The following is an 18,596-nucleotide window of genomic DNA, read 5'->3' as shown; positions in this document are numbered from 1 at the left end:
GCGTCGCAGGGATGCCGCGGGTGAGACGCCAGGGACGGGGCATGGGGGGTTCGGCGAACCGTGCGACCAGCCCCCAGGCCCCGAGGTAGCGGCCCGGGCTCACGCCGCCGCCTCGTCGTCGCGGTCCTCCTCGGCGGGCTCGGCGTCCGCGTAGTACCGCTCGTGGGTCTTCCGCGCGCTGACGAGGCGGTCACGGTAGTCCGTGAGCAGGTCGATGGCCTTGGCGAGCTCCGGGGACGGGACGACGCCCCTGTCGTTGACGCCGGGGAGCCCCTCCAGCTCCTCGAGAGCGTCGGAGACGCCGCCGCTCAGAAGGGCGACGATCCTCTGGACGCAGCTCTCCGGCGTCGTCCGCTGGGGCGCGACCTGCTGCGTCGTGGTCGGGAAGAGCTCCAGCAGGTTGTCGAGGTCCATCGGGATGACGTCGCCCTTCGCCGTCTTGCCCAGCTCCTCCCAGGTCTCCGGGTCGAGGGCGGGCAGCCGGTCGCCGCCCGACCGCAGCTGGGCGATCGCCTCGCCCATGAGGGCGAGGCCCCGCTCGTCGCGAGCGACCCGGGCCAGGACCTGGTACGCACGCTCCGACCCGGTGCCGGCGTAGCGCCGGCGGAGAGCGCCGAGGAACGTGAGCGCGACGCCGCCCTTGACCGTCAGCTCCTCCTTGGCCTTGGCGCCGACGAAGACGCTCGGCGTCCCCTGCGCGATGAGCCGCTGCTGCTCGGCGATAGCGTCCTCGACGAGGGTCTCCACGTCGGGGTCGTGGTCGCCGAAGGTCACGCCCCCCTTGAACGGCTCGCCCGCCATGATCTCGTTCAGCGTCGCCTCGACGGACGCGCGCTCAGAGGTGCTGCCGGTGCGGAACTGCTCGAGCACCGCGGCCGCGGCGATCTGCGCGGTCTGACGGGCGCTGAGGCGGCCGACGCGCAGAGCCCGACGGGCGGCCCGGCGGGCCTCATCCGAGAGCGGGTCGCCACCGTGGATGAGCCGCACGAGCGCGCCGATCCGGTAGTCGGGGTTCGCGCTCCCGCCGTACAGGGTCTCGGCCTCCTCGAAGCGGGGGCCGAACAGCGCGAGCCGCTCCGAGGTGATCGCGCCGGCCTCGTAGAGGTGCCGGAGCATCTCGTCGCGCGTGTCGATGTTGATCGCCTCGGGGTCCCAGGGCTTCGGGCCGCGCTTGTGGGCGTTGCCGACGAGCTGGCCCACGGCCTCCACGAGGGTTCCGCCGTGCGAACGGAAGGCAACTACCGCCCGTGCCGGGATCACGAGCGCTCGCTGACCCGCGTAGAGCCCCGACTCGGCAAGGTCCTTCGCGGGCGCGTTCTGGAGCAGGTCGAGGTAGTCCCGCAGGTCGCGCTCGGCCTGGGGGTCGCGCACCATCAGCCCGGCGACGCGGCCCTCCAGGTGAACGCCAAGCTCGGCGATCGCGTCGAGCCGGCGGAGCGTCAGCTTCTGGCTGGCCAGGGGGCCCGTGTCGGCCGCCGAGGAGACGAGGGCCTTCGCCGCCGCCGCGAGGTGCCCCTGCTGGATCGTCACGCGGCTCCCTCCGTCCGAGGCGAGCTCAACGAGGTCGTTAGGCAGGGCACCGTGGTCGAGGGCGAAGCGGGCGCCGACGAGGAGGACCGGCTCCTCGACGCCCTCGCGCGCGAGGATGTCCTTCAGGGTCCCCTGCATGGCCTCGACGTGCTCGGCCGTCGCCCGGGCGGCGTCCGCCAGCGCGCGGGCATCCTCAGCGGAGACGAGCAGCCGGTGGGGAGACGTCGGGTCGGCGCTCACGTCGCGCGTGGGCCACGGCGTGTTGACCTTCCCGGCGGCGTCGGCGGGCGGGATCGCCAGCTTCGGCCGCGCCCGGGAGTTGTGGTACGGCGGCATGATCCTCGTCGTGAGCACGAGCCCGTGGACCATGAAGAGGGTCCCGGCCTGGGTGTTGATGGTGTGGGGCGCCACGATCTGCGCGCTGACCTGCCGGGGGTAGACCCACGGGTACGCCAGCTGCGTCGCCTCCCGCTGAGAGTAGGTCGCGACCTGCGTCCCGTCAGGGTCGCGCACGCCGTCCCGCACCAGCTGCCTCACCAGCGCGCTCGTCTGGCGCGCGGGCGGCAGCTCGGGGATGTGGGTGAGCGGCTTGATCCCCCGGTCGTCGAACTCGGGGGGAAGGTTCGTGCCCATGTTGACTCCTGTGTTCGCGGCGCCGCACCACTCGGAGTGGGGCGGGTGCGGCTGGTCGGCCCGTCTAGCGAGGGCCGACAAGGAGTCGGTCCCCTCCCGTCCTCAACCCGGCGGGTTCAGGTGTGGGATGGCGGTCCTCCGCCCGCAAGTCGCACTTGAGGTTGCCGAAGCACGCAGCTCCGGCTCGCCTGCACCCCTCGCGGGGCAGCGACCGACCGACTTTGTAACCGTTGCGACGCATTGAAGCACACCCCGCCGGACGCCGGAGCCCGTCACGACGGCGGCGGGGGCTGGGGCTACGTCCGGAGAGCCCGCGGCGGCTCGATCAAGATCAGTCTCCGCCCCGGCGCTCGTACTCGTCGTGCATCACGACGCCCGCCGGCAGGAGGTCGAGGTACGCGAGCTCAGGGGTCGTCCACCGGCGCCAGGGCGACGGTGCCATCGCGAAGGCGGGCGTAGGCGACGTCGTGGGTCTTGGCGAGGGCGACCTGGCTGTCGGGAAGCCCAGCGCACGGTCAGCCGGGCCGAAGGGACCGGACTCGAGCGCGACGCCGCAAAGGGGCCGGGGGAGCGAGGATGCCTCCACGAGTGCGCGAAGCCGGCGGTCGACCTCGGCTCGCCGGTAGGGGAGGGACTCGTCGATCCAGCGGTTCGGACGGGTCATGCAGACCGCCATCGCGGCTCAGGACACCGCAGCGCCCGCAGGCCGTCCTCGAGGCAGCGGGTCTCAGCGGCACATTTCATCGCGTCACGGAAGGATCACTTTGGCGCAGCCTCGCCTGCGCTGCCGGCTGCTACTTCTCCTTGAAGCACTCTGGGTTCTCGATGCAGTACCAGTTGATCCCGGAGCACTCGACCTCACAACCTGTGAAGGGCCGAGCCGACGGTGACGAGCCTGGGGCGTCGCGAAGAGCGACGGTTCGCGCGTGACGCTGGAAGCCATGGTTGCCGCCACGCGGCGCTGGGCCCTCTCGTTCGGCTGCCCCCGCGACGTGAATCCCTTCGACGGAAACGTCGATCACGTAGGCCCGGACCAGGATCTCCTCCAGAGGCCGGCGCCCGAGCCCGGGAATGCCGAAGCTCCAACGCCCGACCGGAACGTTCACCCTCGCCTCGGTTCGGTACATGTCGGCGGTCTGTCCGACGACGACTGATGGATGAGCGGCCTGGCGGGCCGCGAGAGGCGCCGCCCGCAGGTAGGGGGCGAGGAACCCTAGGAAGGCGCCAGCAACCAGGCCGGCGGCGAAGGGGAAGTCGAGCACCTGGCGCAATGAGAACACGGCCGCGTAGGAAAGCCCGAAGCGCAGGAGAAGAGCAGCGACCGTCCGGTGGATGTACCACCACCGAGTTGTCCCCCTCCACGTGCTGGGATAGCGATCGGCGGCCGTTTCGTCGCGGCAGGGCCGCCTGCCGAGAAGGCCGCTTACTCTGGGGAGGATGACGTACCAGTCGAATAGGCTCGACACGTAGACTCCGGCAGCCGCGACGGCGACGAGAGCCGGCGTCGCGGGCGCTAGACCGATGTCCGGCTCCTCAAACCCCGTCGCAACCAGCGCTCCACTTGTCGCGAGGGCGATCCCGAAGGCCGTGCGCGCATCGCCGGCCACAATCAGATCAGGCCGCTCGCGATGCGCTGGCCGCTCCGCGCTTGCGGCCCTAACGTCACTGCGGTACTTCACACCAAGCCCGAGCGCGATCAGGGACGCGACAGCGGCCACCGTCAGGGCGGCCCAAGGGGGGCCGAGCACCGCGGCGGCGACGAGGATCGCCATGAACGCGAACGCCTGGCCGCGAACGTAGGGCTCCGGACTCACGACCCGTCCTCCTAGACCTTCGGTGACTCCAAGTGCACTGAGCCGCGAGATAATGACGTCCCTCTCGGACAGAAACGCGTCTCCATAGCGGTCTGTACCGTGGGGTCGTGCGCCCGTTCACTCGCTTCCAGACGTCGGCACATGCAGCTATCGCGACCGGCCGTGCGAAGAGACTGGGGACGCTCGGCGGCGCGATCGCGCCGCCGATGATCGTCGCCACGACCGCCGGCCTGACGGTCGCTAGCCGTGACTTTCTTTCTGCGGCGGGATGGTCAGCAGTAGGCCGCAGCGAGGTCGAGTGGCCGAGCTTGCTCATGGTCGGTCCCCGAGGTGAGCTCCTCAGCGCCGCGTTTGCTGTGAGCGGCGTCCTCGTCGTGGGTTCCGGCATGGCGCTCTGGCAGTCCGATCACCAGCCGCGCGTCCGGATCATCGCTGCCCTGGTGGTCGTTGCGGGCGCTGCGCTCAGCCTCGTGGCGTTCCCTCCCGACGCCCCGGGGACATCGGACGCCCCTTCATGGCAGGACCGAATACACAACGTCGCGTACCCAGTCATACCGGTCGCGGGCCTTATCGGCATGGCCGTAGCTCTCGGGGGCGATCGGACACGGCGCCGGTGGCGTCGGATGGCCGGGTTGTCGGCCGCAACGCTCGTAGTGGCGCTCCCCGGGTTCGCACTCACATTCACGGACGACCTTCCGCAACTCGGAAGATACTTCCTCTTCGGAGGTCTCCTGGCCTGGGTCGAGGGTCTGGCCCTGACCGGCTTGCCGGTCGGGGGCGCAAGAGAGGACTAGCCGCCAGGGCGCTTTCGTCATAAGCCCCTCTAGAGGGCTCTGCCAGCCGTCACGCGGCCCGGGGCGCCGGCTAGCGAGCGGTTGGGGATGTAGGCCCATGTCAACGAAACACGCCAGCTGGCCGTGTGGGCTGCGCCCCGAAAGCCGCCCGTTGGCGACTGCCCGCGAACAACTGTGCGAGCCCGACTTCGCGCCACGGCCGCCCGGCGCAGGTGTTAGTCTGAAGGCGAACCATCCAAGTCGCTGTGCCCCGCGTGGCACAGTCGCCCAGCACCGAGGAGTGCGAAAAAATGCATCAATACGTCATCGGCCCCGACGGCCGAACCGACCCGTACACGCGCGAGCGGTTCGCTGAGTATGTCGTTCGCGCGACCAACGACCGGCGCTACTTCCCGCGCGACGGGTTCTCACGTGCGTACGCCCTCGGGCTGATGGCCACGCGCATAGCGGAGGCGGAGGGCGTGGTATTCCAGTTCCACTCGGACGCGATCATGGCGCGGGAGGTCGGGTTCGTCCTCCGCGACCGCGACGAGGTCGAGGACGCCTGGCGCTTCGTGGACAAGCGCTGGCGGCTCGATGGTCCGTGGTACAACTCGCCAGTCTCGCGCCTCGAGCGCGCGCGCGAGGCCGGAGTGGAAGTGACCGACGGAACTTCCGTCGTGCCAGAGCACCTGCGCCGCTGGGCCTCATGAGTTAGGGCCCGACTCCGGGCCTACCCAGACGCGTCAGACATGGCGCTCGCAGTAGCGAGGATGAAGCGGCTGCGGGCGCCGTCGTCACGTCACCGCTAGAAGCCGGAACGCCGATCCGGCGAGGGCCTTGCTCGGCGACCCCCGATACGTACGCCACATCTGGGCCTGTCGGAAAGCGATCGCTTGCTTCGAAAGCATGGCTGACGGTGAGATAGCCGCCCAGGAATGGCACGTCCGTCGGGACGAACGGCCCTTCTCGGGCCGTCCCAGCGATCAGAAACGCCTCCATAACCCGAGGCGTGCCTACTCCCGCCCCGGGCTCGCACTGGACCTTCCAGGAGGCAACGCCCCGTCGATATGGCTTCGTTATTCATCCGGCAGTTCGACGACCTCGCCCACCCACTGACGCGGTTCGAGGCTGACCCGGGGGGCGGCCACCGGCCCGGGGGTCTCGACCAGGCCTGCATGCGTCCTCGCGGCCAAGTTGATCCCAAAGACCACGAAGAGCGAGTAGTCCTCGGCGTGGGCGTGCGAGAAGAGGCGCTCGCCCTCGCTCATGTGGAACAGCGCCGCCGGGCGCCGGGTTCCTTTGACCTCGACGAACGAGTCTTCGCCACCCCTTCGGACGTGGATGTCGAAGCCCGGGTTGTTGCGCGCCATGACTTCGATCTCGGCGTCCGGATGGCGGGCGGCCAAGGTCGCGGTCACGACGTCCACGGCGTAGTCCTCTACCTCCCGGGTCTCGCCAGGATCGGCGTAACCGCTCGTCCCCAACCCCTCGGCTGCATTGCTGGGCGCCGGCGGAAACCCGCCCAAGCCGAGAATGCGCTCGTAGACGTCCTCGGAGATCCGACGGACCCCCGGTCGGTAGTAGCCCTTCCGGCCGCCGTTGGGCTCCAGGTGCGCGCCGTGAGCGTCCTTGAAGGGGACCGGGCTCTCGAACTCCTGGAAGTCCAGGATCTCGCAGACCAGCCGACCTTCCCGAGGGCTGGGCCGCACCGGTCCGACGACCCCGGCTCCGAGGTACACCTGCGGCTGTCTCCCGCCACCCTTCTTCTTGCGGCCACGGTAGTAGACGAAGAGCTCGCCGCTGCGGACAAGCCGTTGGTAGCGAGACTGCGGATACTCGTAGGAGATGCCGAAGCGGTCGTCGTAAACGTGATCCGACTCGCTCTCATCGTTCATGGCGAAGACCAGGGGCATGCCCGGCGATTCAATCAGCGCCCCCGCGCAGCCGCGACCGGAGGCTTCCCCGAGTGCCCCGGTACCCACGCCCGGCGACCCCGTTCTCTTGGCTGTGGAGTTACGCGCCGAGGACGGCGCGGACCCGGAGCCCGATCTCCTCCCCCGGGAGGTGGGGCTCCTCGCATCGGCGGCATCCCACCCCACCACCGGGGTACCGCGACGACGCCTCCCCGCCCGAGCCCCGCGCGCCGAGGCACCCCCGTTTCTCAGCGCCAGCGGGACCGAACCACGGCACGCGCCAACCGATCCCCTCCCTCCTCGAAGCGTTCGCGCTCGGCCGCCGGGCCGGACCTAAGGAGGTCCACCCGGGGCGGTTCGGGCGAGGAAGGGGCGTCGCCCGCGGCATCGCACGATGGCGTGGCGGATCACCCCTCGGGTCAAGGCCATTCGGCCAGGCCGTCGGGACGAGCATCGCCTTGCCGTTGCGCCCCGGCCAAGTCGCGGGTTATCGCCGGGGCCGTCGAGAACGGGACCCGAGCCGCGGTCGTCGCTGCCCACGGTGAACCCGCGCTAGGGGGTCCCGCCTCGGGCACGTGCGAGTATGTCCTGAGCTACGATTGCAACTGGGACAACGACCTGAAGCGCACGCGGTCTGACGGTTCGTCCTTCTACACCGACTACGCGGGTGCCGCGCCCTTCGAGAGGAACGGGGACGAGTAGCTCGCTCGGGAGAAACGTGCCTCTCGTTCAGATCACTTATTACGTGCCGCCCGACATCGCCAAGGGTTTGGCGACCGGCGAGCTCTCGACGCTAGGCACCACGGCGGTGCGCAACAGCGAACACATCACGGCGCACATCAAAGCAGTTTCCCGCACGCTTAGCGATGGCAAGAACCCGATGGCCGCGGCGGTGGGCAAGAGCGTGAAGAACCCGACGTTTGTGATCATTGGCCTCGGAGTCGTCGCCGCAGCAGCCGTCGGGGGCGGAGTCGCTGTGTGGGCCAGGAGTAAGGAGAAGCAGCCGGCTGCGGAGCTCGAGACCCCGGAGTGCGTTTCTAACTACAACGCGTCACTGGCCGCCTACTTAGAGGCAATCGGCTCCGGAAGCCTCGCCGCCGGCCTCATCACCCGCCTCATCTCAGACTTGGATTCTCTCAAGGAGAAGGCAGACAGCGGCGCGATCTCGCTCGAGCTGTCGGTGGAGGAGCCCGACAAGCTCGTGCGCCTCATCGCTGACTACACGAACAAGCTGGCCGACGCGAACTCTGTCGAGCCGAGCGGTCTTGATGATGCAGACAGCGACTCCGTCGACGGCGTGATTATCGACATACGTCGCTACCTTGAGTCCCAAAGGCAGATCCTCGACGAGGTGGCCTGAAACCCGCCAGGAGCTTAGGCACCGAAGCCCTTCTGCGAGCTTCGCGACTGCGTCTCGCGGCCGTCGCCGGTGAGCCCGGCTTAGACGGTTAGCGTGCCCTTCGCGTTGCGTGCCGGGTGAGCACGGCGACTTCGGGCGCGGTGAGGCCGAGCTCGAACGCGATCGCGACGACAAAAGCGACGGTAGTGCCGACATGCTCGCGGAGGTAGGCCAGGATCTGCCACTTGGCACCCTGGCCCTTCTTCGCGCGGGGACGGGGGCCGAACGCCCGCGCCTCGACGCGACGCAGCTTGGCGACCAACCGGTCGATGTCCCCGCGGGAGGCGTCGTCCGGTTGGAGCTCCTTCGCGATGTCGGCGAGCTCCAGCGCGGCCTCGTGGAGTAGCACCTGGGATCCCCGGTCCAGCGACGCGCCTGACGATTCGCGCTTGCTGGCGGTGGTCCTGGCGTCTTGGCGAAGCGGTCTACGTCCTGGGCGGTCGGTACGGTAGGCCTTCCCTGTCCCGCCGCCTTTGAGGAGTCCCGTGTCGGTCTCGAGCATCCCCACGCTTGATCTGTTCGCCGGCGCGGGGGGGCTCAGTCTCGGTTTCGAACAGGCGGATCAGGCCTTCTTGCCGGTGCTCGCCGTTGAGCACGACGAGTCCGCAGCCGAGACGTACGCCACCAATTTCGGCTGCGAGGTCTACGCTGGCCCGATCGAGGACCTGACGGAGTTCCCGGAGGCCCGGGTGATCGTCGGCGGACCCCCGTGCCAGGGTTTCTCGCCCCTCGGACGCGACCGGGACGCGGTCTCGCGGGCGCGCCTGAACGCGCTGTGGGAGCACTACCTCCGGGCCGTCCGCGACGTCGAGCCGGAGGCGTTCGTGGTCGAGAACGTGCCCGAGTTCCTCAAGAGCGCCGAGTTCCAGGTGCTGCTCCGGACCCTGGAGGAGGACCCGGCGTTCGCCGCGTACCACCCCCCGGCATTCGGCGTGCTCAACGCGGCCGACTACGGTGTTCCGCAGCTCCGAAGGCGGGGCGTCATGATCGTCTCGCGGGTCCGGGACCCTCGTCCGCTGTGGCCGCCGGCGCCGACACACAACCCCGCGACCTACGCAACGGTTCGCGAGGCGATCGGCGACCTCCCGCTCACCCCGACGAACGAGGATCTCCACTGGGGCCGCAACCCGAAGCCCTTCTCGATCGAGCGGTACCGGGCGGTGCCGGAAGGCGGGAACCGCTTCGACCTGGCGCGCAATCGGCCGGATCTGCTCCCGGACTGCTGGCGACGGAAGAAGAGCGGGACGACAGACGTGTTCGGCCGACTCTGGTGGGACCGCCCCGCCTTCACCATCCGCACGGAGTTCTTCAAGCCCGAGAAGGGGCGGTACCTGCACCCCCAAGCGGACCGTCCGATCACCCACCGGGAGGCCGCGCGCCTCCAGACGTTCCCGGACTCGTTCGCGTTCGTCGGCTCGAAGATCAGCGTCGCCCGACAGATCGGCAACGCTGTTCCACCCCTCTTGGCGCGCCGGATCGCCGAAGTCGTGGCCCAGGTGGTCAGTTCGGACATCGAGGCGAGCCTCGCCGCATGAGTCCGGCCGCGGGTTTCCTCGGCGAGCTCATCGGCCTCCGGGGCCAGACCGGCAACCCCAACGTCGCGGACAAGGACAGCGCCGCGAGCATGGCCATCGCGCGGCACATGCTGGAAGCCCTTGGGTTGAGCGAGAACCGGGTCGCGGTCGAGGGCCAGACCGGAGGCTCCCTGATGGAGCGCCTCGTAGCCGACGACCTCCGAGGGAGGCTCGCCGAGCTGGCTCCCGAGCGCCGGTGGCTCGTGGACCGACCCGGCCTGAAGCTGTCGCGCTTCGCGCAGTACGGACACCTCGCCACGCTGCAGCGGTTGATCGAGCAAGACGAGACGGGCGTGCTCGGAATGGCAATCGGCCGGGAGTACGAGGTGGCTCCGGACGTCACCGTCGGGTTGGTCCTCGGCGGCGGTGCCGAGGGCGCCGGCGCAGCGACCGAGAGCCTGCCACTGCTGCACGCCACGGTCTCCTGCAAATTGACCATCCGTTCCGACCGGGTGCAGAACATCCGGCAGGAAAGCGCCGTCCTCACCCGACAGCGTCGAGGGCGTCTTCCGCACGTCGTCGCTGTGACGGCTGAACCGCTGCCGAGTCGGATCGCCTCGATCGCACGGGGTACCGGCGACGTCGATGCCGTGTACCACCCCGCCTTCGACGAGCTGAGGGAGGCGGTGCAGGCCTCGGGGACAGCCGCCCAGCAGGAGATTCTCGACGAGTTGGTCGGACAGGGCCGCCTACTCGACTACGACGGGTTGGCCCGGACGCTCGCCGTCAGTTGAGGCTCTCGGCATCGCGGCCGACCCGCCGGCATCCCCGCATGTCCGACGGTCCGCCGATTCCCGCTCGTCCAGGAGCGCGCCGACACTGCGACTGCCGCGACCCGTGTGCCGGAACGCCGCACGACCACCTGCGCCAGGAGATCGTGTGGTTCGGAGGCCGGAACCGTTCGATCCGGCTCTGGTCCGTGAGGCTTCGAGCTGTGTTCCCGTCCTCCACCTGGCCTCACCGGGAGGGATCCCCGGGCCGCTCCGATCGTCGGCTCACGACGCCGGACGGCGCCGCCCTCGCAACGGCGGCCTGGACGGCGGCGGCCGCCTTCCCTGGGTCGTCGTGCTCCCAGAAGCGGAGGACCGTCCATCCCGCTTCCCGCAAGGCTCGGTCCGTGTCCCGGTCCCTCGCGACATTGGCGGCGACCTTCTCGGCCCAGAACGACTCGTTCGTCGCGGGCGCCGAGTAGTGCTCAGGGCAGCCGTGCCAGAAGCACCCGTCGACGAAGACCGCGATCCGTGGCCCGCGGAAAACCAGGTCGGCCGTGCGCCTCAGGCTCGCCAGAGGCCGCGTATCCACGCGGTATCGCAGGCCGAGAGCATGGACCGCCGAGCGCAGCCGGAGCTCAGGAGCCGTATCCCGGCCCCGGTTCGCTTGCATGGACCGGCGAACCCCGGAAGACGACGCCCAGGACGCCGTGGAATCGTTCGCATCACCCTCGGCCAAGAACACCCCCTCGACCGAACGGTACGCGTGGCGGAGTCCGGCGAGGGCGCCCGTCCGTTCCTCGATCGGGCGACGGCGCTGAGCGACCCCCTCCCGGGCGGTCCCCGACGAGCCGGACCGCATTCCGATTGCCTTCGCTGCAAGTAATCTGAAAACGTGTCCCGCTGTGGCTTCCCGCCGGGAGATATCGACGGATACCGACGCACGCCTCCTCGAGGTCCCGCAAAGCCCAGCCGCGTGTCGGCCCAAGCCGGCCGGCGAGCGGACGTGAGCCCGTGGCCACCCACCTGAGTGCGGGCGCTCCTGCCGCGGAGAGAGCCCCCTGCGAAGTGCAGCGTCTGAAGGCCGTGGTGTGATGAGGCCGTCAGGTCGCGTCCCCGACGTCGTCTTCATCTCACCCGGCGGTCGGCTGTTCCACGCCGATCGCCAGTGCCCGGCGCTCTGGGACGGCTTGCGGGCGTCGGTCCAGGGCACCACCCGGCGTTACAGCCCGATCGAAGAGGTCCCCGTCGAGAGGGCGGCCGTCGATCGCGAACGCAGCCTGTGCCAAGCGTGCTTCCCCGACCACCTCCTGAGGCATTTCGGGGCTCTCAGTCGACAACGGCAGCCCTCGCCCTCGCCGGTCCGAGCACCTGTCGAGAGGGTCCTCGCCCCCGGTGACGGCGTCGTCGTGGACGGCTCGCGCCCCGGGACCGTCGTGGAGGTGCTCGCCCGTACGGCCAGAGTGCGCTTCTCGGACGGACGGGAGCAACTGTGTTTCCTGAGCGACCTTCGCCGACGCGGTGGGACGCGACGATGAAGGACGACTGCGCCAGCTTCATTGGGCAAACCGTGGGCAGACGACGCGATCCGGCCGTCCATCGTGACGGTGTGGGCCGCATCCGACCTGTCGGCGGGCGCCGTCGATGAAGATGATCCCCGCCGTACCGACCCGTGGCCCGCGACGGGGCGCGGAGCACAGGGTGTTCAGGCTGCTCGAGAACACGGATCTCGGGGCTTCCGCGATCGGCTACCACTCGACCAACCTCTCCCAGCACGAGTACAAGCGGGTCGCCGAGCTCGACTTCGTCATAACCACCCGCACCCATTTGCTCGTGCTGGAGGTCAAAGGTGGTGCGATCAGCTGCCGGGACGGGATCTGGGTCTTCACTGACCGATACGGCGAGGAGCACCGTAGGAGCGAGGGGCCGTTCGAACAGGCTCGTTCTGGGATGTTCTCCCTCGAGGGACGTCTGAACGACGAGCTCGGCACCGACGTCCGTCGCGCGATGGTCGTCGGATTCGGGGTCGTCTTCCCGGACTGGGAGTTCGACGAGCGGTCGGTCGGCTGGGACGACGAACTCGTCATGGACGCCGACGACCTCAGTGGCGTCCGCTCGCTCGAAGGGCCCCTCCAGCGACTGATGGCCTACTGGACCGCCAAGTCCCCGGGGCGCTCGGGGGTCTCGAAGCAACGGTACGTCGACGTCGGCCGCCTCCTCCGACCGGACTTCGACAAGGTGCCCTCACTCCGCGCCCGCACCGATGCGCTCGACCTCGCCATGGAGGAGCTCACGGAGGAACAGTTCCGGGCGCTCGACTACGTCGAGGACTGGGACCGCCTGGCATTCGTCGGCGGTGCCGGCACCGGAAAGACGTTCCTCGCGGCCGAGGCTGCGCGGCGACATGCGGCGAAGGGCGCAAGGGTCCTCTACCTCTGCCCACGCGACCGCCTCGCGGCTTTCCTCCGGCCGCGTCTCATCCCATCAGGGGTGGACGTCATGACGGTCGATTCGGTCGGCGACGACCCGTACGACGTGCTCATCGTCGACGAGGCTCAGGACCTCATGAACCTCCCGGAACTCGAGCGACTCGACGAGCTGATCGAGGGTGGGCTGGAGCGCGGCGTGTGGCGGGCCTTCCTGGACCCCAACCGACAGCACTCCGTCGTTGGTGTCTTCGACGCAGACGCCTTCGCGATGTTGAAGTCCTTCGGCGCCCATGAAGTACGCCTGGATCGGAACTGCCGGAACACCCCGCAGATCGTCGAGCAGGTGCGGGTGTACACGGGCGGCGACCTCGGGACCGCCATCGCCGGGGAGGGGCCGAAGGTCGACTTCGTCGACGTGGGCGAATCGCCGGCGGAAGAGGCTTTGGAGACCCGCCTGCGCGAGCTGATCGACGAGAACGTCTCCCCGGGTGAGATCACCATCCTCTCGCCTGGGACCCCCGCCGAGTCGTGCGTGAGCCGCGCGGAGCGGTGGCGTCGCGGTCGCATCCGAGTCATCGACGAGGCGGTGTGTTCCGCGTGGCCGGGTGACGCCCTGACATGGGCCTCGATCGAAGACTTCAAGGGTCTGGAGAACCGTTTCGTCATCCTGACGGACCTCCACCTCCTCTCCGAGGGCGAGAGGGGCGTGAACCAGTTGTACATCGGCATGAGCCGGCCCCGAGTCGGGCTCTCGCTGCTCTTGGACGCCGCCTCGAGGAGTCGGCTCGCCGAGATGGCCGGAGCGGTCCTCGGAGGCACCAGTTCATGACGCCGCGCGGCGCCTTCAGGAACGACTTGCTGGACCACCTCCGCGCGTACGTGGTCGGCCCGCACGACGGAGAGGACGAGGAGATCCGGCAGCTGCCCTACCGCCGGTACCTGTCCGGGACGCTGTACCCGAAGGGAGCCGACGCCGACGCCCTACTGGCGGACGAGGTCCAAGACGCCTCGGGCGGCTCAGTAGGAGAGGACCGCGCGGACGACCCCGTCACCCTCGCCAACGAGTGGCTGCCGAGCTCCATCGGGCTCAGCTTCCGACTCGAAGGGGAACCGCGCGTGGCCGTCGCCCTCTGGGCCGCCGTCTACGACGGCGCCGGTACACGGTTCCGACGCCGTGCGCTCGCATCCCGCGACCGCCCTGAGACCCACCTGGTCGTCGCCACCGAGGACGTGCGCCACCACACCGACGTCCCCGTCCTCGACGACCGGGGGCTGGTGCGGTGTCTGTGGCGGCCACTGCCCGGCGGCTGGCTCGTCACGGTCACCCTCGTGAACTCGGCACAGGCGCCGACGGACGAGCCCGGCTCGCGGCCCGATCCCGAGGCATGCCTCTACCAGGTCGGCTTCGAGTGCACGGCGCCCGGCGGACGCTTCGTCGACTACCCCTCGATCGACAAGCTCGTCGCGGACGACGAGGACGAGGAGTTGGCGCTCGTCTACCGGCGCGCCCGGCAGTTCGCGATCGGGCACGGCACGTCCGCCGAGTGGTCGGAACCGACCCCCGAGCCGGATCGGGTGCGCACCGAGACGGTGCCGTCCTTCGAGTTGGCCGCGATCACCCCCCGGTGGGAGAAGACTCCGGAGGTCCTCTCGCTCGACCACCTCGCCGACGCCGACCGAGACGAGCTCCGCGCCGGCCTCGAGGAGTTCGTCGAAGGCTACGAGGAATGGATCGGGGGTCTGCCAGGGCAGCATGGGGACCTACCGACTCGACTCCATCCCGCGCGGGACAGGATCCTGACGAGGCTCCGGGATGCGGCGACACGCATGAGGCGGGGCATCGCCGCGCTCGACGACGACGACGTGCTGCTCGCCTTCCGGCTCGCGAACAGAGCCATGGCGATGCAGATGCGGCATTCCGAGAGCGACCTGGGTGGATCCCGGAAGCGCCGGGCGGACGCACCGGGCGCGCGGGATGTCGCGTGGGTCGGCCGAGACTACGGCTGGTTCCCGTTCCAGCTCGCCTTCCAGCTCCTCGTCCTACCGGGGTTGGTGGATCCGTCGGACGAGGACCGTGAGGTCGTCGACCTCCTCTGGTTCCCGACGGGCGGGGGTAAGACGGAGGCCTATCTGGCGGTCGCCGCGACGGAGATCCTTCTCAGGCGGTTGCGGTCCGGGCCGCGCGGTGGCGGCACGGCGGTCATCACCCGTTACACGCTCCGCCTCCTCACCGCCCAGCAGTTCCAACGCGCGGCGGCGCTCGTCTGCGCGCTCGAGAGCCTGCGCGGCGCGCACGAGGAGAGGATGGGCCGAGAGCCGATCCGAATAGGCCTGTGGGTGGGCAAGGAGGTCACCCCGAACACCTTCGCAGCCGCCTTGCAGGCGGTCGAGGACATCCTCGAAGCACGGGAGCCGGTCAACGTGTTCCAGGTGGAGCGGTGCCCTTGGTGCGGGACCGAGATCGTCCCCGACGGCCAGTCGGACAACCGGAGCGACTACGGCCTGCAGGCCGGCTCGGACTTCTTCCGCTTCAACTGCCCGAACGAGCGCTGTGCGTTCCACGCCGAGCTCCCCATCGCCGTCGTCGATGACGAGGTCTACGCCCGCCCTCCGACACTCCTCGTGGGCACCGTCGACAAGTTCGCGCAGCTCGCGTGGCACGAGGAGGCGGGGGCGTTCTTCGGGTCGGACCACCACGCGCCTCCCTCGTTGATCATCCAGGACGAACTGCACCTCCTCTCCGGGCCGCTCGGCACGATGGTCGGGCTCTACGAACGGGCCATCGAGGCGCTGGTGAACCTCCGCGGGCACAGACCCAAGGTGATCGCCTCGACGGCGACCATCCGCCGGGCCGACGAACAAGTACGCAGGCTGTTCGGGAGTCCGGTGAAGCTCTTCCCCCCGAGCGGCCTCGACTCGGAGCACTCCTACTTCGCCAGGCCGGATCAGACCGCGCCGGGCCGGCTCTATGTGGGCGTGATGTCACAGAGCCACACCGCGGCCACGACGAACGTGCAGACCTCGACGGCGCTCCTTCTCGCCCCCCAGGAACTCACGCTCACCGAGGCGGAGCGGGACGGCCTCTGGACGCTCGTCGCCTACCACAACACGCTCAAGGAGCTCGGGAGGGCTCTGACGCAATACCGCGACGACATCCCCCAGATGCTGAAGGACCGGGCGAGAGACCAGTCGCGGAGTAGAACCCTCGGCGATGAGGCGGTGATCGAGCTCACGGGCAACGTCGGCGGCGAACGACTGCCCTCCCTGCTCGAGCGCCTCTTCCTCCGAGCGGACGACCGGAACGCGGTCTCAGTCCTCGTCACGACGAGCATGCTGAGTGTCGGCGTGGACGTCTCACGGCTCGCGCTCATGCTGGTCAACGGTCAACCGAAGACGACCGCGGAGTACATCCAGGCCACGAGCCGCGTCGGGCGGTCCGCCGTGCCGGGGACCGTCGTGACGATGTACTCCGCCACGAAGCCGAGGGACCGCTCACACTACGAGGGGTTCCGACAGTTCCATGAGGCCCTCTACAAGCAGGTCGAGCCCACGAGCGTCACGCCGTTCTCCCTCCCCGCGCGCGCCCGCGCCCTGCACGCCGCGCTGGTGGTCCTCGTCCGCCACGGGGCTGGTCTCCCATCAAACGCGGACGCGATGAGGATGGATCCGGCCGACCCCGACGTGGTCCGGGCAGTGCAGACGCTAAAGGACCGGATCGCTGAATCGGACCCGCGCGAAGCGGAGGCGACCACGGCGGAGATCGACGCGCTCCTGCACGACTGGAAGGCGCGAGCCGAAGCCTGTCGGGACGACGGTACGACGCTCTTCTACTTCTTCCCGAGTCGGCAGCACCCGTCGCTCCTGATCAACTTCGCGGAGAGGCGTCCGGGCTGGGAGACGCCCCAGTCCATGCGCAGCGTCGATCACCAGGTCGCAGTCGACGTGGTCGGGGGGACGTCGTGACCGTTGAACGCCGGATGCGCCAGTCACAGACGGTCGCGCCGTTTGGCGTCGGCGCGATCTTCGACCTGCTCGGCGAGTCTTTCGTCGCCGCCGACGTCAGGTGGTGGGGTGCACGCGGCGATGCCCTCCACCTCGACCGACTCGCGCGTCAGCTCAACGTCGCTGGCTTCCGCAGCGCACCGGTGTGGTCGCGGGGCCAGGCGTCGAGCCGGGGCCTGCCCTTCGTGCGGTTCCCGCGCGTCCTCTTCTGCCCCTCGTGTCGCGCGGTCGTCTTCTGGCGCCGCGACTGGGAGGAGTCCGGTGAGCCGGCGCGCTGCGGCCAGTGCGTCCGGACCCCGCAACTGGTCCCGATGCGCTTCGTCGCCGTGTGCGACCAAGGCCACATGACCGACGTGCCCTGGCGCGACTGGGCTCACTCCACGGCCAGAGAACCCGCACAGAAACAGTGCAATTCGCCGAACCTGTACCTCGACTCCGCGGAGCGCGGCACAGGGGGACTCGACTCCCTCTCCGTCCGTTGCGGCAAGTGCGGTGCACGGCGCAGCCTCAACGGGATCTCCGCGAAGGACAGCCTGCGGGCGCTCGCCGCCCGGAGCCCCGAGGCGGTGCACTGCAACGGAACGCAGCCCTGGCAACGCGCCGACCAGGGCGAGCCGTGCGGACGACTACTCCAGGTCGTCCAGCGGGGCGCGACCAACGTGTACTTCGCGAACACGGCAAGCGCCCTGGACATCCCGCCGGAGTCCGACTACGACCCCTACGGCGACCTCGTCCTGAAGCTCAAGTCCCACCCGAACTTCCCCGCCATCGTCAACGCCCCCGACGGCCCGGCCACACCGATCCTCGTGCACGCGATCGCCGTCGAGATCGAGTGCGAGGACGAAGTCGTCTGGCGCGCCCTACGGGATGAGACGACCGCGAACGCGCCCGCGTCTGGGGACGAGGACGACATCCTCACCGGCGAGTGGAAGGCGCTCACCGCACAGCCACGCGACTACCACCCCAGATCGACGTTCATCCGGGAAGCCGTGCCGCTGCTCAGGCCCGACGACGGGTCCGCCGTCGAGCGACGGTTGGACGAGCTCGTCGAATCCGTGCAGCTAGCCGTCCGACTCCGTGAAGTCCGGGCCCTCGTATCGTTCAGCCGCTACGAGCCGGGCGCCCGCGCCGTGCCGGCAGACCTGGGCGCCGCCATCGATTGGCGACCGGGTGTCGAGGTGTTCGGGGAGGGCGTCTTCATCGCGTTCGACGAGGCGGCCGTCTCACGGTGGGAGCTCGGTGCCGCGGCGGTCGGCGAGCTGCTCGAGGCCCGACGGCAACGCTCGCTCGTGGGCGGGCGGCTCCCAGTCGCGACCGCACGCTACGTGATGCTGCACACCTTCGCGCACCTCCTGATCCGGCAGTTGGTCTTCGAGTGCGGGTATTCGGCAGCGTCACTGCAGGAGCGCATCTACAGTCGGACGGCGTCGCAGGGCGACCCGCAAGCGGGGGTCCTCGTCTACACCGCCGCCGGTGACGTCGAGGGCACGATGGGGGGCCTTGTCGATCAGGGCCGTCCGGGTCGCCTCGCTCCCACCGTCATCCGGGCCCTCGAGCGCGGGGCGTGGTGCTCCACCGACCCGCTGTGCAGCGAGAACCCGGGGCAAGGCTTCGGCTCGCTGAACCTCGCGGCCTGCCACGGGTGCTGTCTCCTTCCGGAGACGAGCTGCGAGTCGGGCAACCGGCTCCTCGACCGGTCGCTCGTGGTCGGGAATCCGGGCCGAGGCGTCACCGGATTCTTCGAGGACGTGCTCGCGGATCTCCTCAAGGACTCGAGGGTCCTCGCGGTGACGACTGGAGAGCGGTGAGGCTCCCG

The 18,596-nt window shown here is 69.6% G+C and carries 13 protein-coding genes; 8 read left to right on the top strand and 5 right to left on the bottom strand.

The window, feature by feature from the left end; translation table 11 throughout:
• Positions 1-99: 99 nt before the first annotated feature.
• Both ITJ85_RS10670 and ITJ85_RS10665 read right to left on the bottom strand, forming a co-directional pair.
• Positions 100-2,163: a hypothetical protein gene (locus tag ITJ85_RS10670; RefSeq protein WP_217913088.1), complete on the bottom strand. Its 2,064-nt coding sequence runs from the start codon at positions 2,161-2,163 to the stop codon at positions 100-102.
• A 794-nt stretch (positions 2,164-2,957) separates the two neighbouring features.
• Entirely contained in the window at positions 2,958-3,977 is a 1,020-nt protein-coding gene (locus tag ITJ85_RS10665; protein WP_217913087.1) for a hypothetical protein, read from the bottom strand.
• Between the two features lie 107 nt (positions 3,978-4,084).
• Between ITJ85_RS10665 and ITJ85_RS10660 the strand changes: the two genes are divergently transcribed.
• Entirely contained in the window at positions 4,085-4,771 is a 687-nt protein-coding gene (locus ITJ85_RS10660; RefSeq protein ID WP_217913086.1) for a DUF998 domain-containing protein, read from the top strand.
• A 254-nt stretch (positions 4,772-5,025) separates the two neighbouring features.
• Positions 5,026-5,463, top strand: a complete 438-nt coding sequence (locus ITJ85_RS10655) for a hypothetical protein (protein ID WP_217913085.1) — start codon at positions 5,026-5,028, stop codon at positions 5,461-5,463.
• Positions 5,464-5,829: 366 nt separating this feature from the next.
• On the opposite strand, the gene ITJ85_RS10650 is transcribed toward ITJ85_RS10655, so the two are convergent.
• Positions 5,830-6,666 carry a protein NO VEIN domain-containing protein gene (locus tag ITJ85_RS10650; protein ID WP_217913084.1) on the bottom strand — a complete coding sequence of 279 codons (837 nt, stop codon included), beginning with the start codon at positions 6,664-6,666 and terminating at the stop codon, positions 5,830-5,832.
• 745 nt (positions 6,667-7,411) lie between these two features.
• Between ITJ85_RS10650 and ITJ85_RS10645 the strand changes: the two genes are divergently transcribed.
• On the top strand, positions 7,412-8,026 hold the full coding sequence (locus tag ITJ85_RS10645) for a hypothetical protein (RefSeq protein ID WP_217913083.1): 615 nt from the start codon (positions 7,412-7,414) through the stop codon (positions 8,024-8,026).
• A gap of 88 nt (positions 8,027-8,114) precedes the next feature.
• Here ITJ85_RS10645 and ITJ85_RS10640 read toward each other — a convergent pair whose 3' ends face one another.
• Entirely contained in the window at positions 8,115-8,567 is a 453-nt protein-coding gene (locus ITJ85_RS10640) for a hypothetical protein (protein WP_217913082.1), read from the bottom strand.
• On the opposite strand from ITJ85_RS10640, the gene ITJ85_RS10635 reads away from it, so the two are divergent.
• Both ITJ85_RS10635 and ITJ85_RS10630 read left to right on the top strand, forming a co-directional pair.
• Entirely contained in the window at positions 8,551-9,600 is a 1,050-nt protein-coding gene (locus tag ITJ85_RS10635; RefSeq protein WP_217913081.1) for a DNA cytosine methyltransferase, read from the top strand. The genes ITJ85_RS10640 and ITJ85_RS10635 overlap by 17 nt on opposite strands.
• Positions 9,597-10,373, top strand: coding sequence for an NgoMIV family type II restriction endonuclease (locus ITJ85_RS10630; RefSeq protein WP_217913080.1), 777 nt, complete (start codon positions 9,597-9,599; stop codon positions 10,371-10,373). The genes ITJ85_RS10635 and ITJ85_RS10630 overlap by 4 nt, the downstream gene beginning before the upstream one ends.
• A 223-nt stretch (positions 10,374-10,596) precedes the next feature.
• Here the strand turns inward: ITJ85_RS10630 and ITJ85_RS17525 are convergent, their stop codons facing one another.
• Positions 10,597-11,022: a very short patch repair endonuclease gene (locus ITJ85_RS17525; RefSeq protein WP_425517113.1), complete on the bottom strand. Its 426-nt coding sequence runs from the start codon at positions 11,020-11,022 to the stop codon at positions 10,597-10,599.
• Between the two features lie 1,028 nt (positions 11,023-12,050).
• Here ITJ85_RS17525 and ITJ85_RS10620 point away from each other — a divergent pair.
• From ITJ85_RS10620 to drmB, 3 genes are read left to right on the top strand one after another with little or no spacing between them, the layout of a single operon-like run.
• Positions 12,051-13,607: an AAA family ATPase gene (locus tag ITJ85_RS10620; protein WP_217913078.1), complete on the top strand. Its 1,557-nt coding sequence runs from the start codon at positions 12,051-12,053 to the stop codon at positions 13,605-13,607.
• Positions 13,604-16,741 (top strand): helicase-related protein, encoded by a 3,138-nt coding sequence (locus tag ITJ85_RS10615; protein WP_217913077.1) that lies wholly within the window; start codon positions 13,604-13,606, stop codon positions 16,739-16,741. The genes ITJ85_RS10620 and ITJ85_RS10615 overlap by 4 nt, the downstream gene beginning before the upstream one ends.
• Positions 16,738-18,588: a DUF1998 domain-containing protein gene (gene drmB / locus ITJ85_RS10610; protein WP_217913076.1), complete on the top strand. Its 1,851-nt coding sequence runs from the start codon at positions 16,738-16,740 to the stop codon at positions 18,586-18,588. The genes ITJ85_RS10615 and drmB overlap by 4 nt, the downstream gene beginning before the upstream one ends.
• Positions 18,589-18,596 lie beyond the last annotated feature (8 nt).

It is taken from the genome of Miltoncostaea marina, assembly GCF_018141525.1.
Lineage (GTDB): Bacteria > Actinomycetota > Thermoleophilia > Miltoncostaeales > Miltoncostaeaceae > Miltoncostaea > Miltoncostaea marina.
This window is presented reverse-complemented; position numbering and strand designations above follow the sequence as displayed.